The organism is Candidatus Methylacidiphilales bacterium (assembly GCA_028713655.1).
Lineage (GTDB): Bacteria > Verrucomicrobiota > Verrucomicrobiia > Methylacidiphilales > JAAUTS01 > JAQTNW01.
Genome location: JAQTNW010000042.1, coordinates 1 through 21690, shown reverse-complemented (window position 1 = coordinate 21690; position 21690 = coordinate 1). Strand labels below are relative to the sequence as shown.

Sequence of the window (21690 nt, the reverse complement as noted above, 5' to 3'; positions counted from 1 at the left end):
TATGGCTGACATTTCTTTGGCGAAGATTCTGATCGTTGACGACGAGATCGCTCAAATGAAAGCGTTGTGCAACACGCTGAAAGACCGCGGGTACGAAACAACCGGTTTTTCCTCGGCCACCGCGGCCCTGAGCGCGATGGAGGGGACAAAATTTGACCTGCTTTTGACGGATTTGATGATGTCGGAAATGGACGGCATCTCGCTGCTGCAGGCCGCCCGCCGAAAGGACTCCAATCTGGTCGGGATCATCATGACCGGAGAAGGAACAATTACAACGGCGGTGGAGGCGATGAAATCGGGCGCGCTTGATTATATTCTCAAGCCGTTCAAATTAAGCGCCATCCTCCCCGTGCTGGACCGCGCGCTCACGGTCCGGCGTTTGCGCCTGGAAAACGCCGCCCTGGAACAACGTGTGCGCGAGCGCACGGCTGAATTGGAAGCGGCCAATCGGGAACTGGAGGCTTTTTCCTATTCTGTTTCGCACGATTTGCGCACGCCTGTCCGCCATATCGAAGGCTTTGTTGAGATGCTGGACGACACCATCGGCCCCTCGCTTTCAGAAAGCGACAAGCGCTATTTGAATCTCATCGCCAACTCAGCCAGGGAGATGAACCGTCTTATCGACGACCTGCTCAATTTTTCCCGAATGGGCCGTTCCGAAATGCGATGCACCCAGATCAACCTTCAGGATTTGCTGGAAACAGTAATACAGAGGCTGCAGCCGGAAATCGAAGGGCGGAATATTGTATGGAAGAAAGGTCCCCTCCCCCTGGTGCAGGCGGACCCTTCCCTGCTCCAACAGGTCTTCAGCAATCTTCTGTCCAACGCCATTAAATACACCCGCCCGCGCAACCCGGCTGAAATCGAAATCGGTTGCAGAATTGAGGAGCGGGAAACGGTGATTTTTGTGCGCGATAATGGCGTGGGCTTTGACATGAAGCATGCGGACAGATTATTCGGCGTTTTCCAGCGGCTGCACCGCAAGGAGGAATTTGATGGCACGGGCATCGGGCTGGCCAATGTGCTGCGCATCATCACGCGCCATGGAGGGCGCACCTGGGCCGAAGGCAAGGTCGATGAAGGCGCCACGTTTTATTTCACGCTGCCGCGCTGAGTAGTATCAGAGTTATAAATCTAAAGTTTAAAGTTTAAAGCCTGCGGGCGTTCGGCTTTCAGCCTTCAGATTTCCGCGTGTTTCGCGGGCAACACAAACCCCCTTTACTTCCCCCTTGTCAGGGGGATAGAGGTTGAAGGTGGAAGTTTAAATTCGGAATTTTGAATCCTTTCGCCCGTCTCCGCGTTCTGAGGCCAGGTTTTCCGCGCCTTGGCGTGCGCCACAGGCGCATTGCGACTTTGCGTTAAGTCTTATTTCCTGGCTGGATCAGCGGCTCGGGCTTTGGCGACGTTGGCGACGAATTGGGCCGCGAGCTCACTGAGCGCCTTCCAATCCTTTTTCTGAATGAACTCTTTTTTGACCAGACTGCTGCCGGCCGCAACCGCCGCGCAGCCCGCCTTGATAAAGTCAGAGCAGGTGTTCACGTCCACACCGCCGGTGGGGATGACCTGCAAGTGCGGCATCGGCGCTTTCAGGGCTTTGATGTAATTCGGTCCGAGACCGTCGGCCGGAAAAATTTTTACAAAGTCCGCCCCGCTCTCATACGCATTCAAGGCCTCGGTCGGTGTGTAGGCGCCGCAAACGATGGGTTTCGAGTAGCGATTGCAAAGGCGGATGATCTCGGGTTTGAAAATCGGGGTGACCACAAATTCCGCCCCGGCCAGAATGGCCAGCCGCGCGGTCTCGGGGTCCAGAACGCTGCCGACGCCCATGTAAATTTTGTCGCCAAGCGTGCGGGTGGTTTCCCGGATGGCGTCCAGGGCGTTGGGCGTGGTCATGGTGATTTCCATCCCTGTAACACCGCCGTCTGCCAGGGCCCTGCAGATGTCCAAAAGTTGTTCGGAAGAGTCGGCGCGGATGACAGCGACAACGCCGGGATTGAGCAGTCGATGGATGGATTCCTGTTTGGTCATAAATTTCATTCTACGAAGCGGATGAAGAAGCGGGCAAGGCAGATTTGAGGTTAATTTCAAATCCGTCCGGCAAATTCCAATCGGGTGGTTCCGCCAGCTTCTTGAGATGGGCTCGCAATAGTGTCGAGCGGCGGCGAACCAGGGTTTTGCGCAGAGATAGCAGCGGCGCCTTTTTCAACTTTTTCTTGGACACCCATTTATTGATACAGGCTGTCAGCACTTCGGCATCCTGGATGTTACCAACCAAAGCCTGCTCTTCCCGCATGGCTTTGAGTTCCCGGGGGCCGATGCCGGAGAGTACCGGTTGCAGGGCTTCCAGCAGGTAGCGGAATTTTTTAAGCGCGATGCGGCCGCGATGGATCAGGGATGCATCGCCGACACTTTGCCGCCGGAGTTCCAGGACTTTGTCCCGCGCCTGGATCAAAACCTGCTGGACGCCTGTGTAACAGCGGGCCTCCGCGTCCGGATCGGAAAATTGTTTTGCGAGCTTTTGTTTCAGGTCTGCGATGCCGTTTTCCAGTTCGGACATCTTGCCTTTTTTCAATGTACTGACAGCGGAACGGGCCAGTCGAAGCGCGCGCCGTTGCAGAAACTCGTGGAAAGCGCGGAGTTCCGGACGGCGAACCAACATTTTCCCCACGTAATCCGACTGCACCTGGGCGTCCCGCAACGAACTGAGCGTATCAAAGCGCTTTTTCAACGGGGCCCGGGTTCTCTGCGGCAGGCTGATTTGGGAACCCATCTTGTTCAAAAGGTCCAGCAAAGCCAGCAAGCGGCGGGTTTCCACCCGCAGTTCATGCACGGACTTTTTTGAAAAACCATCCCGGCAGCGTTTGAGTTTTTTACGGTAGGCGCGCCCGTGCTTTTTGAGGGAGAGGAGCAGGTGGTTGCCCAAAAGACCTTGTTCGCAGAGAGGGCCGGATATCTGCTTCAGAGCGGGAGGCGGAGATTTCATGAAGATTGCCAGCCTACAGCAGTTGTTGGGGCAAATCGAGAGGGGATTTGGCTGGCGCCCCGCGTTATTGTCATCTTTACGGGAAGCACTCAGGCAGACCGTGCGGGAAGTGCTGGTTTGTTGAAGTTATTTCAGACGGAGACGTTTGGGATGTTGGGCTCCATGCCAGAACCGCAGCACCAAGACGATATTTTCCTCTTCCAGGATGCGGTAAAAGACCAAGTAAGGCCGCAAGACCAGAAAGCGCGTATCGGGTCGAGTATGAAGCTTCGCACCCCGATCAGGTGTCACATCAAGCGAAAGAGCGGTATCGAGCAACCGTCCGCAGAAGCGATCCGCCGTCCACTCATCCGCGCTGGCTTCAGCAATGTATGCCCGGATTTGTTCCAGGTCGCGCCGAGCGGTTTTTGTAAACTTTACTTGGAAGTGTTCCACGAGGCCACCATTCGGCGCATTTCGTCCGCGCTGACACTTCCTTCGGCTCGATAGGAAGCTTCGGCCTCGTCCAAAGCGGCAAGCAGCTCTGGGGTTTCTTTCAGGGACGAAGTATCAAGGAGTGCGGCAGCCCGGAAGTAAATCGACTCCACCTCCTTGGGAGGAAGTTTGGGCAATTCGGCCATGATTTCAGCAGTGCTCATGATGTTTTATCCTACCGGTTGAGCGGTTTGACTTCAAGCCCGGCGTTGCAAGGCAACCCATACGCTGCGCGATGAAAGATAGATGGATGAACCCTGTGTCGTCCCATTTAAAGGACCACGCGCAATAAAGCTTACAGGCAGCCTCTATTTTTGTTTTCAGCCGAAATGTCACAAATAATTCGCTGAAACGGAACAATTGTAGCGGGATACTGCCGGGCAACATTGTTACTTACCCGAATACCATGATTAGCGCGGTTACATTGGAAGAAGAAATAGCAGCCGGTCCTCGCGCCCCGGAGGCGCTGGACTTTCTGGAGCAAGAGCAATCCCTCCGAACTCCCACCGCATTGTCGATGGATGAAGAAGGGGAGTCGGCTTTCGCCGAACGTTTTGCGGACGGCGAAAAAGCGGACTGGGTCCGCCTGATCGACGCCACGGCGTCGATTCCGGCCTCTTACAACCTGGAGCAGGTTCAGAACTATTTCCGCCATAACGAAGAGGTGAAATTTGCGGCCGTGTTGGATGATGAACGGATTGTGGGACTTTGTTCGGAACGGCGGGTCAGCCGCATTTTGAGCATGCGGGGCGGCCTTGGGTTTGCCGTTTATGCAAAAAGTTCGGTCCTGCGCCACCTGCGTTCCGACCACCTGATTGTCGTTCGCGGCATGCCGGTGCAGCAGGTCCTGAACCGGGTCATGTCGCGCCGGGAAAACTTCTTCGACGACATTATTTTGACGGATGAAAACGGCAGCTATCTGGGATTGATCGGGGCGCGTACGCTGACGTTGCTTCAGCACCGGATTATCCATATGCAGTTGGAGGCCATGCAGGCCATGGCCGCGGAGCTGAACGAAAACAACCGCGAGTTGGCGCTTGCGCGCGATGAGGCAAACCGCGCCGCCGATTCCAAATCCGCCTTCCTGGCCAATATGAGCCATGAAATCCGCACGCCGCTCAACGGCATCCTCGGGATGATCAAAATCCTGATGCGCACCTCGCTGGATGCAGACCAGCGCCGTTATTCCGGCACGATTCAGAATTCCGCAGGCGCGCTGCTCACGATCCTGAATGACATCCTGGATTTTTCAAAGATTGAAGCGGGCAAGATGACGTTCGAATCGGTTGAATTTGATCTGGCGGATGTGGTGCGGGAGGTTGTGGAGCTGCTTTCAGAGCGCGCTCGCGAGAAAAAAATCGATTTCACGAGCTGGATCGATCCCGGAGTCTGCACACGGGCCGTCTCCGACCCAACGCGCATCCGGCAGGTGATTTTGAATTTGGCGGCCAATGCCATTAAATTCACCGAAGCCGGAAGAGTTGTCATTCGTGTTGAGAATGTCTCGGAAACGGCCACGCACACACGGTTGCGGGTTTCGGTCATGGACACCGGCATCGGCATTCCAAAGGAAGCCCAGGCGCGGTTGTTTGGGGCATTCGAGCAGGCCGACAGCTCGACCAACCGGCGTTACGGCGGAACCGGGCTCGGGCTGGCGATCTCCAAAAAAATCGTGCAGTTGCTGGAGGGCCGGATCGGGCTGCAAAGCGAACCGGGCAAAGGCTCGACGTTCTGGTTTGAATTGGAACTGCCCAAGACCGGGGCGGGATTGGATGCCGGGCCAAAAATACTTCCGCCTCCCGCTCCCGAACCTTCTGAGGATGTGCCGCCGCTTTCTGTATTGTTAGTGGAAGACAGCGAGGTGAACCGCGAGGTGGCAGTTATTCTGCTCGAAAGCTGGGGACACAAGGTCGATGTGGCGGAGAACGGGCGGCTGGGAATCGAGAAATTGCAAACCCGCGCCTACGATTGCGTCCTGATGGATTGCCAGATGCCGGAGATGGACGGCTATGAAGCCACCCGTTTCATCCGGCAGGCCGGGACGCCGGTCTTAAACCGCGATATTTTCATTATTGCCATGACGGCCAATGCAATGCCGGGAGACCGCGAGCGCTGCCTGCAATCGGGCATGAACGATTATGTGGGGAAACCGTTTGAAGAACGGGATTTGCTGCGCGCGCTGGGACGCTGCCATGAAATTTTGCGGAATGCTCCTCAAAATGGGCCTGAGCCCACTTTGCCAGCGGAGACTTTGGCGCCGGCAATTCCGGTTTTGCCTCCGATACCAGCCACGACAACGGTTCCGGCACATGTGGCTGCAGACAAGAGCGCAGAGGACGAGCCCTATTTTCCGGCCCGGCTGGTACAACTGTTTATCACTGAAACCGGCGGGCGCCTGAATGATCTCAGCATGGCCCTCGCGGAGACGGATGCGGAACGGGTGGCCCTCATCACGCATACCATCAAGGGAACAGCGGGCAATTTCCGCGCGCACAAGCTCTACGACATAGCGCGTGAGATGGATGCCCGGGCGCGGCTCGGGAATTTGAGCGGAGTTTGGGAATTGCTGCCCGAGGCGCGCGACGCATTTAAGGAAGCAGGCCATAAACTTTTAAACAGCGGGGGCAACTGACATGGGATTCCGATCTATTAACGAGGAAGAACCGGTTTTTCTCTATGATGACGGGGTACAAACCGGCCCCATCCCGTTTTTTGAGGCCCGTATCATTTGGAGCAAGGGCCGCCTGAGCCGCGATGCGTTTTATTGGATCCAGGGCATGGAAGAATGGCGCCCCGCGCTCCATGTCTTTGGCCATCAAAATATCCCCGCGCAGAACAAGGGCGGCCACGGAACGCACAAACCGCAGGCCTCCGCATCCCAACCCGCTGGAGAACGCCAGCCCCGCGTGCTGGTCGTGGACGACGATTCCGTCCTTTGTGAAATCATCCGCGACATACTGGACAGCGGAGGCATCGACGTGGAAACGGCCGAGGACTACAAGCCCGCTTTGGACCTGCTCGAACAGAACGGCCTTTCCCATTATGATTGCGTGGTCACCGACTACAATATGCCCGGCGGCACGGGTGTGGATCTGGCGCGCTGGATCAAAAGCCGCGAGCATGCCCTGCAGGTGCTTTTGTTAACCGCCCATGACAGCAAGCAGGTTGTGAAGCTGGGGCTCAGGGCCGGTGTCTGCGATTTTCAGGAAAAGCCGCTCCGCCGCAAATCATTTCTGGCCGCCCTTCATTCCGCGATTCAACAGACCTCCCGGCACCGCGAGGAGCGCGCGGGTTATCTGGAGTTGATCCGCCTCAAGTTGGCAGGAAAAGGAGCGGTGGCGGAACAGATGATGAGCACTCTGGTTCAAAGAGAATCCTCGTTGGGCGGGTTGTTGTCCAAGCTGGAAACCATCGTGAAATACGCGGCGCAGCTCGAGGAAAAAAATTCCGAGGTTTTTCCAGGCACAAACATTTATGCGTCGGAGTCTCCTTTCCAGGGGAGGATTGGCGACCTCAGCCTTCTCGAACTGGCGCAGTTGCTGGTGCAATCCGGCAAGACCGGCGAGCTTCAGCTTGTGGATAAAGCCCGGAAACGCCTCGGAGGCATTTACTTTATGAAGGGCAAAATCGTGCATGCGGAAAGCGGCAATGACTCGGGCGGGAAGGTTCTGACGCAGTTGATGCTATGTCCCGACGGTTATTTCAGCTTTTTTTACGGGCGCGAGTCCAGGGCGCACACCATCAAGGGTGATGCGATATCGCTGCTTCTTGAGATCAGCAGCCGGATGGATGAAAGGGACGGGGAAATTGCGGCGTGAGCGGGGCGCGCGCGTCGGGTGAATCCGAATTTTATGAGCAAGATTTTGATTGTGGAAGACAGCATATCGGCGCGGGCGCAGATTGAAATGATGCTGGCGGAACTGAATCACCAGCTTGTCGGGGTTTCAAACGGGCGCGAGGCTCTGGATCTATTGAAGAAAGAAAATGATTTTGACCTGATCATCACGGATATTTTCATGCCGGAGATGGACGGCATCGAGACAATCGAGAAGGCCATTGAATTTTGCCCGCAGACCCGGATTATTGCGATTTCGGCCGGAGGCATGGGGTTGTCAGGCGCGGGCATGCTGGAAATTGCCAGCGGCCTCGGCGCGAGGGCGGTCTTGCACAAACCGTTTGCCGCCGAGGAATTCCGGCAGACCGTGCGTGAAGTGCTGCTGTGTTGAGGGTGTAGGGCATGGAGGGACGACCGCTGTGTCGTCCCATTTTGAATCGGAGGCAAAGCGGTGTTGCGCCCTCCGGGCTTGCCACCGCACTCCAAAATCGCGATCCGCAATGCCAAAAACGCAGGTGCTTTATCTCGACGCGCCGGGGCCTCGGGCGTTTTCGATGAGCAACTGTTTGTCTTTCCCCTGTCCTGTTGTGGACATCCGGTAGATCGACGTTTTTTCCTCACCGGGGCCCTGGCTGATAAACAGGATCGAGTTCGGCGCGTCAAGCCAATGGCAATCCCAAGCGTAGAGCGTTTTGGGCGTCAGGCGTGTGGCTTTTTCTGTTGCAAGATCCAGCGTCCAGATCGAAGGCGGCGGGCCATCCCAATCCTTGCGTTCCTTCTCATCCATTTCGACGTCCATCAACAACGTCTTGCCGTCGGGCGAGGCGTCGAGGCGCACTTCGCCGCTCATGCCGCCCTGCGGGACGAGTTTATTAATAGCCCATTTTTTCAGTACCTTGGCGTTGAGATCGAGACGGTAGAGATTTGCCATGTCCTCGGCAAAAAACGACTGGCCGTCAGCCGCCCACGCCGCCGCCCAATAACTCTGGTGCTTCGGTTCGGATTGCTGGACGTAGCGAAACCCGCTGCCATCGGCATTTACGAGACCGATGCGCCGCTCGTTATCGGTGTAATAATCGAAGAGCAAGCGTTTGCCGTCGGGCGACCAGCGCGCCTCCATGCAGTTGTCGCTCGGGATGTCCTTGAGAAGAGTGGTCTTGCCGGTGGCGAGATCGATAACGGCAATCTGGCGATGGGCTGGCTGGCCGATTGCCTGCACGGTGTTGTAGGCGAGGCGGGTGCCGTCGGGGGAAAGCTCGGGCGACTGGCCGTCGGCGATTTTCTTGGGCGCGGCGCCGTCGATGTTGGATATCCAGATCGCATCATCTCGTTCGAACGCAAGTTTGCGCGCGGGTTGATCCGCTGCAGATGCCAGGTTGGCGCAAGCGGAAAGAGTGAGAATAATCGTAATGATTTTTTTCATGTTTATGGATCGGCGTGCAGTCGGGCGAGAGCGGCTTTTGAGTGGGGTTCGTTGCCCGCCTTGCGGTACCATTCGATGGCTTTCTGCGTGTCCTGCGGCGTTCCGCCGATGCCTTTTTCGCTGGCGTAGCCGAGGCTGTAACAGGCGTGCGGTTCGCCCTGGGCGCCCGCTTTGTTCAGCCACTCAAACGCGAGTGTTGTATTCTTTTCCACGCCGTTGCCGCTGTTGTAAAGCACCGCCAGCCAGTTTTGCGCTTCGGCGTCGCCCTGATCGGCGGCTTTACGAAACCATTTTGCGGCTTCAGCCGGGTTCTTCGGATAACCTTCCTTTCCGGTCAGATACCAGATGGCCACATAAACCTGGTCCTTTGCATCGCCTTTTTCCGCCGCTTCGCGCAGGAGACGGTTGCCAAGCTGCGGGTCGGCCTTGGCAACATCGTCGTAAGTATGCACAGGTTGCTTTTGCATGTCCTGGGTGTGTTGCCAGACGGTGAGGCCGATGTAGAGGACGTTGAAGAAAATGAGGAGGACAAACCAGATGATGTAATTGCGGAACGCGGCGCTCACATAACGGTTCGGACCCGGCTCCAGAACGGCCAGTCCGGGATCTTCGGGCTGGTAGTGTACAACAACTTGCTGTTTAGGCTGGTAACGGCTGAGCGTCGGTTCGGTTTCGCGTGCGGGCACCACGTCGGCAAACGAAACCTTGCTGGAGTTGTAGGCCTTTCCGGCGACCTCGTAGCTGAACGAAACGCGCGGCTGGGTGCGCCATGCGAGTTTTGTGCGCTCAGCCGCGGTCACCACACCGGGCGCAGTCGGCCATGTGGCGCTGGCTTTTGAGAGGCGGAGCTTTTTATAGGCCTGCCATATCACGAATGGAAACAGTACCAGAATCAGGAGCGTCAGCATGGCCGGATTATATGGAACCGGCCCTAAAAGTCCACCCCAAGGCCGCTCAACAAACGGGTTCCACACAGCCGGATCAGACCTTGTGTTCGGGTTGAAATTTATGTTGCAGCCACGCTTTCAAGCCTTCCACCAAACTGTACGCGCAGGGCACAATCAGGAGCGTGCCGAGCATGGACACAGCCGAGCCGCCCAGAACCGTGAGCGCCATGGGCACGCGGCTTTCCGCCCCGGGTCCGATGGCCAGGGCGGGCGGAATGGCGGCGGCGATGGTGGCAAACGAAGTCATGAGCACCGGGCGCAGACGGATCGGACAGGCTTTCAATAACGCGGCTTCAGCGCCCAGGCTTTCCCGTTCCCGGATCTGGTGGGTGAATTCAACCAGCAGGATGGAATTTTTCTTCACGATTCCCAACAGCAACACCAGGCCGATGAAACTGTAGAGGTTGAACGTTTGGTGAAAAAGCCAGAGGGCGACAAAGGCCCCGCTCAATGCGAACGGCAGGGCCAGGAGAATGAGCAAAGGATGGCTGAAGCTGTTGAACTGCGAGGCGAGCACCATGTAAGCGATCAGGATTCCAAGACCAAGCGCGAACATCATGTCTTGTTTCATCTCATTGCTGGTTTTGGCCGTTTCCGATGGCAACAGCCGGTAGCCTTGCGGCAGGGAATCAGCGGCAATTTTTTCAACCCGCGCCAGCGCCTCATTCTCGGCAATGCCGGGATAGGGATTGCCGTAAATCGTGATGGAACGTTCGCGATTGTGGCGGGCGATGGTCTGGAGGGACGGCACCACTTCATAGCGGATGACATCCTGGATGGGAACAATTTCGCCGTAGAGATTGCGCACCGTCAACTTGAGCAGGTCAGCGACTTTGCTCCGTTCTTCGGGTTCCAACCGGATCCGGACATCATAACGCCGGTCTTCATTGGTATATTTGCCTTCGCGCACTCCGCCGATGGCCGCCGACACGGTATCGGAAATTTCCTGTACCGTCACGCCGCGCGCCGAGGCGGCTTCGCGGTCCACATAAATCCGCAGTTCGGGCTGGCCCTCCTTGAAGTCGGTATGGATGTCGGTGGCCAGCTTTTGATCTTTCATCTGCTGAATCAAACGGGCGGACTCCTTTTTAAGGACGTCGAGGCTGGGTCCCTGGAGACTGAACGTAACCGGAAACCCGAGTCCTCCGTCAAGGCCTCCTTTTGAAAGATCGATCAGATACGATTTGAGATCCGAAATTTTAGCGAGCTCCGGACGGAGCAGATTCATGAGTTCGATTTGCGAATACTTGCGTTCCTTGCGGGGTTTCAGGTCCACGAACATGATGCCCGAGTTGGTGCTTTCGCCCATGAAACTCCCCGCGGCGAGGAAATAGGTGCGCACTTCAGGCCGGGCCTTGATGATTTTTTCGGCTTCGGCCAGCCGGTTTTCCGTGTATGCGAGGGAAGAACCCACGGGTGTTTCGTATTTGATAAACAGGGTACCCTGGTCCTGGGCGGGCATGTTTTCACCCGGAATATGCATTGCAATGAAGAGAGAGAGGACAAAGAACGCGAAAAGCAGCCCGATGACTTTCCATCGATGTTTGAGGCAATAAACCAGAAGATTGCGGTAGCGGATCGCCAGTGAAGACATGAGGGCGTCGGTCCTACGGGTGATGAAATGATTGCGTCCGACTGAAAGGAACTGGGAACAGCGCATCGGCGTAAGCGTGGTGGCTTCAACCAGGGACAAGGCTACCGCAGCGGAGATGGTAATGCCAAACTGGTAAAGAAACTTGCCGGTCAATCCGTGCATGAAAGCGATGGGCAGAAAGACCGCAATGACCGAAAGGGTGGTTGCGATTGCCGGCGCGGTGATTTCGCGCGCGCCGTCGATGGCGGCCTGCCTGCGGCTCTTTCCCATCTCAAAATGGCGGACGGTGTTTTCCAAAACCATGATGGCGTCGTCCACCACGATGCCGATGGCCAGCGAGAGTGCGAGCAGGGTGAAAATATTCAGCGTGAACCCGAGAAAATACAGGATGATGAACGAGCCCAGCACGGAGGTGGGCATCGACATCACGACATTGAATGTGCTGGAAAGGGAGCCGAGAAAAAGCCAGCAAACCAGCGCGGTGAGGATGGCGGAGAGAATGAGGGTAAATTCGGTTTCATTGACCGCCTCGCGCGTGAATCTGGACTCGTCGTAATTAATCTCCACTTTAACGTCAGGCGGAAGGGTGGGCTGCAGCTCCGCCATCGTGCGCTTGATGGTGTCGGCCACTTCAATCGAGTTGTATCCGCGCTGCTTGCGGAAGCCGATCCCGCCGCCGCGGGTGCCGTAGATTTTTGAGATGCTGCGGACATCATTGAGCCCGTCCTCGACTTTCGCCACGTCCCGAATACGGATGGCCGCGTTGTGGATCGTGTCGCCACCGCGCTGTTTGATCAGAATGTCGCCGACCTGCTCGGGGCTCACCCCTTCCCCCATCATCCGGACGTTGATTTCCTGGCGGTTGTTTTCAAAATAACCGGAAGCCTGTTCGATATGCTGGGTACGGAGGGCATTTTGCACGTCCAGGATGGTCAGTTCGTATTCGGCCAATTTATCGTAGTTGACCCAGATCCGGAGATTGCGTTCGGCGAAGCCGCTCAGGATCAACTGCCCGACGCCGGGCAGAACCTGGAATTTGTCGCGCAGATAGCGTTCGGCATAAACGGTCAGATCGCGCAGGGAGCGTTTGTCGCTGCTGATGCCGATCCACATGATTTCCTGGTCGGAGGGATTGACTTTGAAAATCTGCGGGGTTTCCATCTCCCGCGGCAGGCGGACACGGGAGATGTTGGACTGCACTTCCAGCAGGGCGGCATCCACATTCCGGCCCGGGGTAAATTCCAGGACGACTTGCGCGCTGCCCTGGCGGATGGTCGATTTGAGGTTGTCGATCCCGGAGACGCTGACCAGGGCCTGCTCGATCCGGTCCACAATTTCGGTTTCCATGACCTCGGGCGCCGCCCCGGCCCAATCGAGCTGGACAAAGATGCTCGGGACTTCCACGTCGGGGAGCAGGCTGACGCCGAGCCGTCCGAATGAGATGGCGCCGAAAATAATGAGCGCGGACATGAGCATCCACGCAAAGACGGGCCGTCGAATGGAAATATCGGCAAGGTTCATGAAGAAGGGATCAGGTAGAAAGTATCAAGTAAGAGGGGTCAGGTAAGAAGCATAAGTGCTCATGGGTTCTGCTTTGCTGAGCGGATGATTGAATAAAATATAGCGGTTAATTCCTCGGCTTCGCGGTGCAGGTCGGCCAGTTTCATCACGCGCAAGGCAAATTCCTTGCTGCGCTTTTTGAGCTCTTCACGATCGCGTTCCATATTTCTTCCTGCCTCTTATTTCCTGCCTGATCCCTGCGCCACGCTGCCGGCTGCAACATACAGTTTGATAAGATTCAGGCGGGTGTTCATGCGGGCCGTGTTTTCGTCCCGGCGCAAATTTTGAAAACGATAGAGAGCGCTCAATACGTCGAGATTATTCACGATCTTCAATTCATAGTCGGACCGTTGGGCCTGGTAATTAAGCCCGGAGGTTTTAACGGCTTCCTCCAACCGGACAAGTTCCGCGAGCGACAGGTTAAACTGGTTGAAATAGGTGCGTATATCGCGCTCGGCTTCGCGCTGCAGTTGCGCGAGATCCAGGCGGCGCTCGACATAGAGCGATTTATTCTGATCCACCCGCGCTTCGATGCTGCCGCCGTCGAACACCGGCACCTCCAGAGTCAGAAAGCCGTACCAATTGCCGGTTTGAAGATTGCTGGAATCGTAGAGGGTGTAATTCCCTTCAAAGCTGAGCTTGGGCCAGTGCTCGCCCTTGGCCGCGGAGAGTTGCGCTCGGGCGGCTTGCTCGGCCTGCACCGCCGCCAGCACATCGGGCCGGCCGGCCACCTGGTTCAAATATTCCGCCAGGGCCAGGCTGCCGGGCGCGGGTGGGGAATCATCCCGTAGCGTGATTTGTTCCGATGGCAGGCCGATGAGGAAGGCCAGCATTTCGCGTGTGGCGGACAACAAGCCGCGGGTGTGTTCCACGCTGACTTTTGTTTGCGCCAGTGATGTGCTGGCGTCAAGCAGCTCGCTGTCGCGCGATTTGCCGAGGCGGACCCGTTTTTCCAGTTCCTTGACCCGGTCTTGCAGGGTGGTTTCGACATCAGCCAGGATGCGCAGGTCCTCCTCGTAGTCGAGCGTTTGGTAAAACGACTCCGCCACGTCGAGATACAAGCTTTGCCGGATCCTCTGTGCGGTCTGGCGGTTGCCTTCGATTTGCGCTTTTGCCGCATGGGCCAGTTCGACATCGCGCAGTCCCGAGAAGAGCGGCACCTTGACATCGACGGATGCCATGCGCGGGGTGAGGTCACTCGTGCCGACGGGCCCAGCGGCGCTTGTGTTGCCGCCCGTGCTGAAAGAAGAGAAACTGCTCGACTGATCTTTGTAAAAATATTGATTACCGGTCAGGGTGACGTTCGGCAAAATCGCGCCGATGGCCTCGCGATAGCGGGCCTGGGCGACGCGGACATCCTCGTCCCGCAGGCCGACGCTTTCCATCCGGAGAAGGGCCAATTCGTAACAGGTTTTGAGGTTGAGCGGTTGCCCGGCGAAGGGCTCCACCGGCAGGGCGCGCCGTGGTTCAGTGGGCGGGACGGCTGCGGGTGGCTGGGTTTCCGCCCCGGCTGCATGAAGAGCGAGGCAGAAAAGAACAGCAGAAAAAAGTTTAAACGGGCCGGGACACATCCGGACAATCGTAGTTTGTGAATCAGCCCAGCGCAACCGTGTAAATGAGCCACGTGCAAGGCTCGCAATGGAGGCCCATATTTTTATCCAAAGATAGACTCAGATTTCAATGGATGGGAAACCTGCCTGCGCAGCAAAGTCCGTCATCCGCGGGACGAAAGCGGGAGACTTGAAACTTATTTCACTTCCCACGATGCAGTTCGAAGTCGCTCATGCGGCGCGTATGCCGCTCATGAATCATGCCAAACGGGATCATCACCCGAAATTCATACGTCACGCTCTCCGGGCCAAAATCGCCGTTCGGCAAACGCTGCGCGTCGAACCGGTATTTCATGTTCCGTAACGTGGCAAAAAACCAGGCGATGGACACCGGCTCACCCAATGCCCCCTGGTTGCGCAACAGGGAAAAATCCGACTCCGCAGCCCAAAGATCGCCCTCCACCCGGTTGATGACTTTTTCCTCGCGGCTGTGAAAGGGCATGTCAGGCTTCGGCTTGTAATGGATCTTGTAAGCGAGTTCGCCATTCACGGTCTCCTCGCCTGCCCGCGTGAAGGTAAAATGCGAAATCACGTTCAACAGGCTGAAGGGTTCCTTTTTCGACTGCTCATCCGCCGCGCGTTGCAACGACTCGGCATGGGCGTCGTCCATTTCGGCCTTGCTGGTATAAGAAGGACGTTTGTCGCCGACGACCGTCTCACTTGTGACTTTTGATGAAACAATTTTTCCATTTTCATCCAATTTTTGGACTGTGATCGCGATGGTATAATCAAACTGTCGGCGCCGCGCCTGCAGGACCTTGTCGCGCGCGGCGACCTTCTGGACAATCTCATTGGCTGTGAGGGCCTGGGACTCTTGCGGCCATGCAAGCAGTGCAGCAAGGAAACCCAGCGTCAGGATAAGGCGGTTCTGGTTTATTTTTTTCAAGATTTCAAAAGTTTTGCAGTTCATATGGGTATCGGCTATCAGCAAGTAAATCATGGCCGACATCAAGCATGTCCGCAACTGTGTTCGCTCGGGAATCGGAGACGGCATGGATTGCCGCGTCGCCTCGCTCCTCGTCCGCTGCGGCGGAACGCGGACGCGTGAATGCGCCATCGCGAGGCCAATCCCCTCTATCAAGAGGGGCGGAAAGGTCGCCGCGGCGACCGCTTCGGGGGGTGTTGTCTTCCGGGCTGTGATGATCCAGAAAAAATAAACATGCCCCAAAGCATCCGCTGTGCAGGATGCGCAGCGGTGCGGGCAGGATGCCCGCGCTCCTGAAAATGGAGGGGATTGAGATCAACTCCGATTTGACAAATCACGGGCCAAATCCGCGATGATTGCTTCCGCATCGGGCGAGGGCGCAATGGTGATGATGACGGATTTGGAGGCAGGCGTGTTGCTGCGATCCGCCACGCTGTTGATCGGAACGAGCACGTTGGCCTCGGGGAAATAGGTCGCGGCGCAACGGCGCGGAATCGAATACGGCGCGACAAAAAAATGCGGCGCAATCCGCTCGACGCCTTCAAAATGGCTGGTTAGATCCACAAGCTGGCCCTGCTGCAAACCGGCCTCGGCCATGTCCTCGGCATTCAAAAAGACAACACGGCGGCCGTTGAAGACGCCGCGGTAGCGGTCGTCGAGGCCGTAGATGGTGGTGTTGAATTGGTCATGGCTGCGCATCGTCATCATCATGAACTGGCCGGGAGCGAGCGTATGAACCGGAATGGGATGGACTGTAAATTTAGCCCTTCCACCCTTCCCGAACCGGCGTTCGTCCCGCGCCGGATTCGGCAGATGAAACACCCCAAGCCGGATGCGCTCGTTGTAGCGCTCAAATCCCGGAACCACGCGCTCAATGCTGTCGCGAATGCGGTCATAGTTCCCGGCCAGCGATTCCCAATCGACTGTCCCACGCTCGCACAATGTCGCACGAGCCAACCGCGCGATGATCGCCGGCTCGCTGAGCAAATGCGCCGACGCAGGCTCCAGATGGCCGCGCGAGGAGTTGATGATTCCCATGCTGTCCTCGACGGTGACGAATTGCCCGCCCGCCGCCTGCCTGTCGATCTCCGTGCGCCCCAGACAGGGCAAAATAAGCGCGGTGCGCCCGGTGATTAAATGCGCGCGATTGAGCTTGGTCGAAACCTGCGCGGTGAGGCGGCACTTGCTCAACGCCTGCGCGGTAAAATTCGTGTCGGGCGTGGCCGAGAGAAAATTACCGCCGAGCGCGAAGAACGCCTTGATCCGCCCTTCGTGCATGGCTTTGAGCGCATCAACCGTGTCGGCGCCGTGATCGCGCGGCGGCTGGAACCCAAACTCCGCGCCAAGCCTGTCAAGAAAAGCATCGCCCATCCGTTCCCAAATTCCCATCGTGCGATCCCCCTGCACGTTGGAATGCCCGCGCACCGGGCAGGGCCCTGCGCCGGGCCGTCCGATGTGGCCGCCAAGGAACAGAAAATTCATGACCGATTGAATGGTCGCGACCGCATTCTTATGCTGCGTGAGGCCCATCGCCCAGCAACAAATAATCCGCTTCGAGCGCACAGCGATGTCGGCCGCATGGCGGATCGATTCGCGTGTCAAGCCGCTCCCGGCCATGATCTCCTCCCAGCTTGTCCGCCGCAGGGCTTCGATGAACTCGTCGAAACCGGTGGTGTGCTCGCGGATAAAGGCATGATCGAATACGCTGCCCGGCTGACGATCCTCGTCGGCAAGCATTTCCTTCATGATGCCCTGGAACAACGCGAGGTCGCCGTTGATCTGCACCTGCAACCACAGATTGGAAAGGGACGTCCCCTTGCCAAGCAGCGTTGGCAGGGCACGCAAGGGGTTTTGGAAATTCTGCGGATTCTTGAAACGAAAGTTTCCGACCTCGGGAAGCGGATTGATGCTGACGATGGCGCAGCCCCGCGCCTTGGCCGCCTCAAGCGAGATCAACATCCGCGGATGATTCGTGCCAGGGTTCTGTCCAATGATAAAAATGGCGTCCGCCTTTTCAAAATCCTCGAGCATCACGCAACCCTTGCCGATGCCGATGGTCTCGCTGAGCGCCGCGCCGCTCGACTCATGGCACATGTTCGAGCAATCAGGCAGATTGTTGGTGCCAAACTGCCGCGCAAAAAGCTGGTAGAGAAACGCCGCCTCATTGCTCGTGCGACCCGATGTGTAAAACGCCGCTTCGTTAGGCGAGCCCAGCGCGTTGAGTTCCGCGGCGATGCGCTTGAACGCCTCATCCCACTCAATCGGTTCATAGTGCGTGGCCCCTTCGCGCAGAATCATCGGGTGCATAAGCCGACCCTGCTGTCCGAGCCAGTAGTCCGAACGGGCGGCAAGATCCGTGACGCTGTGTTCGCGGAAAAAATCGGGCGTGATGCGTTTCGTCGTCGCCTCGTCGGCAGCGGCCTTGGCGCCATTTTCGCAGAATTCAAACACATGGCGCCCTTCATCCGAGGTCGGCCATGCGCAACTCTGGCAGTCAAAACCTTTCTTTTGATTCAGCTTCAAAAGCGTCCGCACGCTGCGCACGAGGCCCATCTCCTTCCAAGCGAAACGTCCGGCTTGCAAAACGCCGGGCACGCCCGCCGCAGCCTTGGAACTTTTGCCAATCCGGACACTGCCACTGTCTTCCGGCGACTGCACGCCTGGCGCCGGAGTCCTTGGCTCATTCATGACTGGATCCTCTCCGGATGGGTGTAAATGTTGAATCTGCCGTCACGCACAAATCCAAGCAATGTCGCTCCCGCCTCCCGCGCCAGATCAACCGCCAGGCTCGAAGGCGCGCCGACGGCGGCCAGAATGGGGATGCCCGCCGCAAGCGTTTTTTGCATCAACTCGAAACTCGCGCGGCCGCTCACCAGCATCAGGCTATCTGAAAATGGCGGCTGCTCGTCGGCGAGCAAGCGCGCGCCAATGAGCTTGTCCACCGCATTGTGCCGGCCCACATCCTCGCGACGGCAAAGCAGCTCACACGAAGGATTAAACAACGCGGCCGCGTGCAGTCCGCCTGTTCGATCAAAGACCTCCTGCGTCTCGCGCAATTTTCCGGGCAGACCATGAATCGCATCCGCGAAAAAAATGGGGCCGCTTATCACGACCTGCGGCCCGCAACCCATACGCAACGCTGCGATGGAAGCTTTTCCGCAAACACCGCAACTTGAAGTCGCATAAAAATGCCGCTCAAGGCTCCGCAAATCCACCCGAACCTGCGCTTGCAAATCGACGCGCACGACATTGTCCGCTGGCGTTTCGATGCGCTCAATGTGCCCGGGTTCGGCGATAATACCCTCGCCCAGTAAAAAACCCGCGGCGAGTTCGGAATCGTGCCCCGGTGTGCGCATGGTAATCGACACGCTTTTATGGACACGCCAGCCCTTGCTCATGTAGCCGAGCTGGATTTCAAGCGGCGCTTCCACCGCCAGTTCATCTTCCTCTACAACACTCGCTCCATTATGGAAGCGATGGATTGAGCTGTGAATGACGCCTGGGTTTGTCGCGATTGAGATCATGGGACTGTGCTCAGTAGAAATTTATTTGGCCGGATTGTTTCCATTATAGCTCGCAAACTTTCGAGCAGCCAATTCTATTCCGGTGTCTTTGTGCCTTGGTGGTTCAAGCCAATCCCGATCAATGGGACGACACAGCGGTCGTCCCTCCATTTATCCCTGATTTTCGTCGATATCCGGGAGCAGCGATCCTTCGGCTCCTTCAATACCCACATCAATCGGATATGCAACGCCCTTGTCGTCGATGATCACATTGCCGGGAGCGGCGTCGGTCACAACAATATCGCCCTTCCGGTACGACAGGCTGCTGATGCGTTGGAATCCGTGGTCCTCAAAGTACCTCCGGATTTCGTCCGGTTCCGCGTCGCGGGCGTCCGCAATCCAGGGCTGGCTTACGACAAGGCTATACGCCCCTGATGTCGGGTCTTTGACCACGCCTTCAACTTGAAAGTCGTCATTGAAAAGCTTGTTGCTGTAGGCAAGGCGGCGGAGATATTCGATCAAATCACCACCCGCGCCATACTGGCCCGCGTCGGTCACGCGATAGCAGCGCGGGGCGCCGCCTGGGTGGAAAACGAGATGCTCGGTTTTTCCGAGATTTTTTAATTCGCCAAGGGCGTTGTGGAATGTTTCCGATGAAAACTCGGTAAGTACCTTGTCTTCCGCCATTCTTCCAAGGAGCCGACCGGCCGCGGCTCGATGCCCGACCTCCGAACCTGTTCGATTGCCTCCGCTTCCGACACCGGCCTCTGACTCAACCTGTCTTGCAAGGTGCAGGGGCGAGCGTAGGGGGTCTGCATGGTTGGGATAATACAATTCGCCTTTGGCTGAGTCAACGGGTTTAAGCCAGTCATGCAGCGGTTGTTTACATTCCCCAGCCATCGGTACGAAGTATGTAGCATCCGACTTTTTCTGGCCAGCCTGAGTTCTATTTTCCTTTTGGCAGCCGGAGTTCCCTCCTATTCTGGACGGGATTGAAAATCCTGGAACTGATCAACAAGACCACGGAGTACTTCGCGCAAAAAGGCGTCGAATCCCCGCGCCTGCAGATTGAACTTATTTTGTCCCATGTGTTGAAGCTGCCGCGGATGTCCCTGTATTTGCAGTTCGAGCAGGAACTCAAACCCGGGGAACTCGACGCCCTGCGCCCGCTGGTCAAACGCCGTGCCGACCGCGAACCGCTCCAGCACATTCTGGGAGAAACCCCTTTTTACGGACTGACGCTCGAATGCGGGCCTCAGGCTCTGGTTCCCCGTCCTGAAACCGAGGTGTTAGTGGCCTGGGTGGCTGAAACATTGAAAAATGAACCGGCTGGATTGCTGTACGATGTCGGCACAGGAACGGGTGCCATCGTTCTCGCCCTTGCCAAACATCTGCCGGGCTGGCGCCTGGCCGCCACGGACACCAGCCCCGCCGCGCTCGAACTGGCCAAACGAAACCAGGCGCGGAATCCCAGCGCTGAAATTTCATGGCTTCAGGAGGATCTCCTGCCTGTTCCGGATGAATCACATGTCATTGTCGCCAATCTTCCCTATCTCACATCGGAGGAAATGACCAATCTCCAGCCCGAAGTCCGCTTTGATCCGCCTCTGGCCCTGGATGGCGGGAGCGACGGCCTGGACCCTATCCGGCGCCTGATCGCCCGAACCCGGCCGACGACTTCACATATCTTCCTTGAAGCCGGCGCCTCCCACGGGGAGCCGGTATCCGTGCTCTTGCGGGAATCGGGATTCGCCACCGTGAAAGTCCGTGAAGACCTGAACCAGGTACCCCGGTTTATCCACGGGAAACGTTGAGAGATACAAAAAGAACACATTTTTAACCACGGATGAACACGGATCTACACAGATGGAAAACATTTGGACCGCAGATTGCGCAGATAAAAAACTCGGTACTTAAAACTTAAGACTTACAAACTTAAAGCTGTGAAGGCGTTGCGGCCAAGCTTTACATCCCCGCTGCTTTTTCGCAGGATGGAGCCTAAATGAGACGCGCCATTTATCCCGGCAGTTTTGATCCGATCACCAACGGCCACCTCGATGTCGTCGAGCGGGCTCTGCGGCTGTTCGATGAAGTCATCATCGCCGTGGCCCAAAACTCCGACAAAAATCCGCTCTTCACCCTTCAGGAACGCACGGATCTTGTCCGGGAAGCCATCCTCGCCTTGCCCGAGCACAAGCGCTTACGCATCGAGTGCCTTGAGGGATTGTTGGTTGATTACGCAGAACGGCGGGAAGCCACGGCCGTCATCCGCGGGTTGAGGGCCGTATCCGACTTTGAATTTGAATTTCAGCTCGCCTTGATGAACCGCAAGCTGAATCCGCGGATCGAAACCATTTTTCTCATGCCAAAGGACAACTACACCTATCTCAGCTCCCGCATCGTAAAGGAAATCGCACGCCTGGGCGGCGCGATTGACTGCTTTGTGCCGAAATCGGTCCGGACGGCGCTCAAAAACAAATTTTTATGAAAATCCGGGTAGCCGACCTGTTGGACGGGCCGCTTGACCTCTCCGGGAAACTGGATCCGGAGCCCTATGACCTCAAGATTCTGGGCAGCGAGGTTTGGTCACCCCTTGAGTACGAATTTCATGTGGAAAGGGTTCAGGACGAACTTTTGGTGCGAGGTCATATAACCTCCACAGTGAAAATGGATTGCGCCCGCTGCCAGGAACCCCTGCCCGTGTCTGTGGCCATACCCGACTTCGCATGCGCGCTCCCAATCACGACCCAGGAGTCAATCGACTTGACGCTATCGATCCGGGAAGATATTTTGCTCAGCTTGCCAATGGCAGCCAGTTGTCATTTGGACGCCAATG

The 21690-nt window shown here is 57.0% G+C and carries 20 protein-coding genes; 7 read left to right on the top strand and 13 right to left on the bottom strand.

Annotated features, from left to right (window positions below; translation table 11 throughout):
* Window position 1: 1 nt before the first annotated feature.
* Window positions 2–1114: a response regulator gene (locus PHD76_12425; GenBank protein ID MDD5262642.1), complete on the top strand. Its 1113-nt coding sequence runs from the start codon at window positions 2–4 to the stop codon at window positions 1112–1114.
* A gap of 251 nt (window positions 1115–1365) precedes the next feature.
* Here PHD76_12425 and eda read toward each other — a convergent pair whose 3' ends face one another.
* From eda to PHD76_12405, 4 genes are all read right to left on the bottom strand, one after another.
* A complete protein-coding gene (gene eda / locus PHD76_12420; protein ID MDD5262641.1) occupies window positions 1366–2028 on the bottom strand; it encodes a bifunctional 4-hydroxy-2-oxoglutarate aldolase/2-dehydro-3-deoxy-phosphogluconate aldolase in 663 nt (220 codons plus the stop codon).
* A 10-nt stretch (window positions 2029–2038) separates the two neighbouring features.
* Window positions 2039–2983, bottom strand: a complete 945-nt coding sequence (locus PHD76_12415) for a CHAD domain-containing protein (protein MDD5262640.1) — start codon at window positions 2981–2983, stop codon at window positions 2039–2041.
* 126 nt (window positions 2984–3109) lie between these two features.
* Window positions 3110–3418 (bottom strand): type II toxin-antitoxin system RelE/ParE family toxin, encoded by a 309-nt coding sequence (locus PHD76_12410; GenBank protein ID MDD5262639.1) that lies wholly within the window; start codon window positions 3416–3418, stop codon window positions 3110–3112.
* Window positions 3400–3621 (bottom strand): hypothetical protein, encoded by a 222-nt coding sequence (locus PHD76_12405; protein ID MDD5262638.1) that lies wholly within the window; start codon window positions 3619–3621, stop codon window positions 3400–3402. Before PHD76_12405 ends, PHD76_12410 begins: the two co-directional genes overlap by 19 nt.
* Window positions 3622–3863: 242 nt before the next feature.
* Between PHD76_12405 and PHD76_12400 the strand changes: the two genes are divergently transcribed.
* Genes PHD76_12400 through PHD76_12390 form a run of 3 tightly spaced genes read left to right on the top strand, consistent with a single transcriptional unit; the run spans window position 3864 to window position 7683 of the window.
* The gene (locus PHD76_12400; protein MDD5262637.1) at window positions 3864–6089 is read left to right on the top strand and encodes an ATP-binding protein; all 2226 of its coding nucleotides are present in this window, start codon (window positions 3864–3866) and stop codon (window positions 6087–6089) included.
* A 1-nt stretch (window position 6090) separates the two neighbouring features.
* Window positions 6091–7275, top strand: a complete 1185-nt coding sequence (locus tag PHD76_12395; protein MDD5262636.1) for a response regulator — start codon at window positions 6091–6093, stop codon at window positions 7273–7275.
* Between the two features lie 33 nt (window positions 7276–7308).
* Complete coding sequence (locus PHD76_12390) at window positions 7309–7683, top strand: response regulator (GenBank protein MDD5262635.1); 375 nt, start codon at window positions 7309–7311, stop codon at window positions 7681–7683.
* A gap of 129 nt (window positions 7684–7812) precedes the next feature.
* Here PHD76_12390 and PHD76_12385 read toward each other — a convergent pair whose 3' ends face one another.
* The 9 genes from PHD76_12385 to PHD76_12345 form a co-directional block, all read right to left on the bottom strand.
* Entirely contained in the window at window positions 7813–8715 is a 903-nt protein-coding gene (locus tag PHD76_12385) for a hypothetical protein (protein MDD5262634.1), read from the bottom strand.
* A 2-nt stretch (window positions 8716–8717) separates the two neighbouring features.
* Window positions 8718–9623, bottom strand: a complete 906-nt coding sequence (locus tag PHD76_12380; protein ID MDD5262633.1) for a DUF3592 domain-containing protein — start codon at window positions 9621–9623, stop codon at window positions 8718–8720.
* Between the two features lie 73 nt (window positions 9624–9696).
* Window positions 9697–12777, bottom strand: a complete 3081-nt coding sequence (locus PHD76_12375; protein MDD5262632.1) for an efflux RND transporter permease subunit — start codon at window positions 12775–12777, stop codon at window positions 9697–9699.
* Between the two features lie 59 nt (window positions 12778–12836).
* Window positions 12837–12980: a hypothetical protein gene (locus PHD76_12370; GenBank protein MDD5262631.1), complete on the bottom strand. Its 144-nt coding sequence runs from the start codon at window positions 12978–12980 to the stop codon at window positions 12837–12839.
* A 15-nt stretch (window positions 12981–12995) separates the two neighbouring features.
* Entirely contained in the window at window positions 12996–14387 is a 1392-nt protein-coding gene (locus PHD76_12365) for a TolC family protein (protein ID MDD5262630.1), read from the bottom strand.
* A 181-nt stretch (window positions 14388–14568) separates the two neighbouring features.
* Complete coding sequence (locus tag PHD76_12360; GenBank protein MDD5262629.1) at window positions 14569–15366, bottom strand: hypothetical protein; 798 nt, start codon at window positions 15364–15366, stop codon at window positions 14569–14571.
* A 300-nt stretch (window positions 15367–15666) separates the two neighbouring features.
* Window positions 15667–18039, bottom strand: a complete 2373-nt coding sequence (locus PHD76_12355; GenBank protein ID MDD5262628.1) for an FdhF/YdeP family oxidoreductase — start codon at window positions 18037–18039, stop codon at window positions 15667–15669.
* Window positions 18036–18875: a formate dehydrogenase accessory sulfurtransferase FdhD gene (gene fdhD, locus PHD76_12350; protein ID MDD5262627.1), complete on the bottom strand. Its 840-nt coding sequence runs from the start codon at window positions 18873–18875 to the stop codon at window positions 18036–18038. The genes PHD76_12355 and fdhD overlap by 4 nt, the downstream gene beginning before the upstream one ends.
* A 150-nt stretch (window positions 18876–19025) precedes the next feature.
* Complete coding sequence (locus PHD76_12345) at window positions 19026–19754, bottom strand: hypothetical protein (GenBank protein ID MDD5262626.1); 729 nt, start codon at window positions 19752–19754, stop codon at window positions 19026–19028.
* A gap of 92 nt (window positions 19755–19846) precedes the next feature.
* Here PHD76_12345 and prmC point away from each other — a divergent pair, with 92 nt between their 5' ends.
* The 3 genes from prmC to PHD76_12330 all read left to right on the top strand — a co-directional run.
* Window positions 19847–20668, top strand: a complete 822-nt coding sequence (gene prmC, locus PHD76_12340) for a peptide chain release factor N(5)-glutamine methyltransferase (GenBank protein ID MDD5262625.1) — start codon at window positions 19847–19849, stop codon at window positions 20666–20668.
* A gap of 188 nt (window positions 20669–20856) precedes the next feature.
* Window positions 20857–21342, top strand: a complete 486-nt coding sequence (coaD, locus tag PHD76_12335; protein ID MDD5262624.1) for a pantetheine-phosphate adenylyltransferase — start codon at window positions 20857–20859, stop codon at window positions 21340–21342.
* Window positions 21339–21690: hypothetical protein (locus tag PHD76_12330; protein MDD5262623.1), on the top strand; the 352-nt coding region annotated here is incomplete at its 3' end. The genes coaD and PHD76_12330, both read left to right, overlap by 4 nt.

Bases quoted from the DNA above. Each gene is read 5' to 3' on its own strand.
- PHD76_12425 (MDD5262642.1), top strand. From the start codon at position 2: ATGGCTGACATTTCTTTGGCGAAGATTCTGATCGTTGACGACGAGATC.
- eda (MDD5262641.1), bottom strand. From the start codon at position 2,028: ATGACCAAACAGGAATCCATCCATCGACTGCTCAATCCCGGCGTTGTC.
- PHD76_12415 (MDD5262640.1), bottom strand. From the start codon at position 2,983: ATGAAATCTCCGCCTCCCGCTCTGAAGCAGATATCCGGCCCTCTCTGC.
- PHD76_12405 (MDD5262638.1), bottom strand. From the start codon at position 3,621: ATGAGCACTGCTGAAATCATGGCCGAATTGCCCAAACTTCCTCCCAAG.
- PHD76_12400 (MDD5262637.1), top strand. From the start codon at position 3,864: ATGATTAGCGCGGTTACATTGGAAGAAGAAATAGCAGCCGGTCCTCGC.
- PHD76_12395 (MDD5262636.1), top strand. From the start codon at position 6,091: ATGGGATTCCGATCTATTAACGAGGAAGAACCGGTTTTTCTCTATGAT.
- PHD76_12390 (MDD5262635.1), top strand. From the start codon at position 7,309: ATGAGCAAGATTTTGATTGTGGAAGACAGCATATCGGCGCGGGCGCAG.
- PHD76_12385 (MDD5262634.1), bottom strand. From the start codon at position 8,715: ATGAAAAAAATCATTACGATTATTCTCACTCTTTCCGCTTGCGCCAAC.
- PHD76_12380 (MDD5262633.1), bottom strand. From the start codon at position 9,623: ATGCTGACGCTCCTGATTCTGGTACTGTTTCCATTCGTGATATGGCAG.
- PHD76_12375 (MDD5262632.1), bottom strand. From the start codon at position 12,777: ATGAACCTTGCCGATATTTCCATTCGACGGCCCGTCTTTGCGTGGATG.
- PHD76_12370 (MDD5262631.1), bottom strand. From the start codon at position 12,980: ATGGAACGCGATCGTGAAGAGCTCAAAAAGCGCAGCAAGGAATTTGCC.
- PHD76_12365 (MDD5262630.1), bottom strand. From the start codon at position 14,387: ATGTGTCCCGGCCCGTTTAAACTTTTTTCTGCTGTTCTTTTCTGCCTC.
- PHD76_12360 (MDD5262629.1), bottom strand. From the start codon at position 15,366: ATGATTTACTTGCTGATAGCCGATACCCATATGAACTGCAAAACTTTT.
- PHD76_12355 (MDD5262628.1), bottom strand. From the start codon at position 18,039: ATGAATGAGCCAAGGACTCCGGCGCCAGGCGTGCAGTCGCCGGAAGAC.
- fdhD (MDD5262627.1), bottom strand. From the start codon at position 18,875: ATGATCTCAATCGCGACAAACCCAGGCGTCATTCACAGCTCAATCCAT.
- PHD76_12345 (MDD5262626.1), bottom strand. From the start codon at position 19,754: ATGGCTGGGGAATGTAAACAACCGCTGCATGACTGGCTTAAACCCGTT.
- coaD (MDD5262624.1), top strand. From the start codon at position 20,857: ATGAGACGCGCCATTTATCCCGGCAGTTTTGATCCGATCACCAACGGC.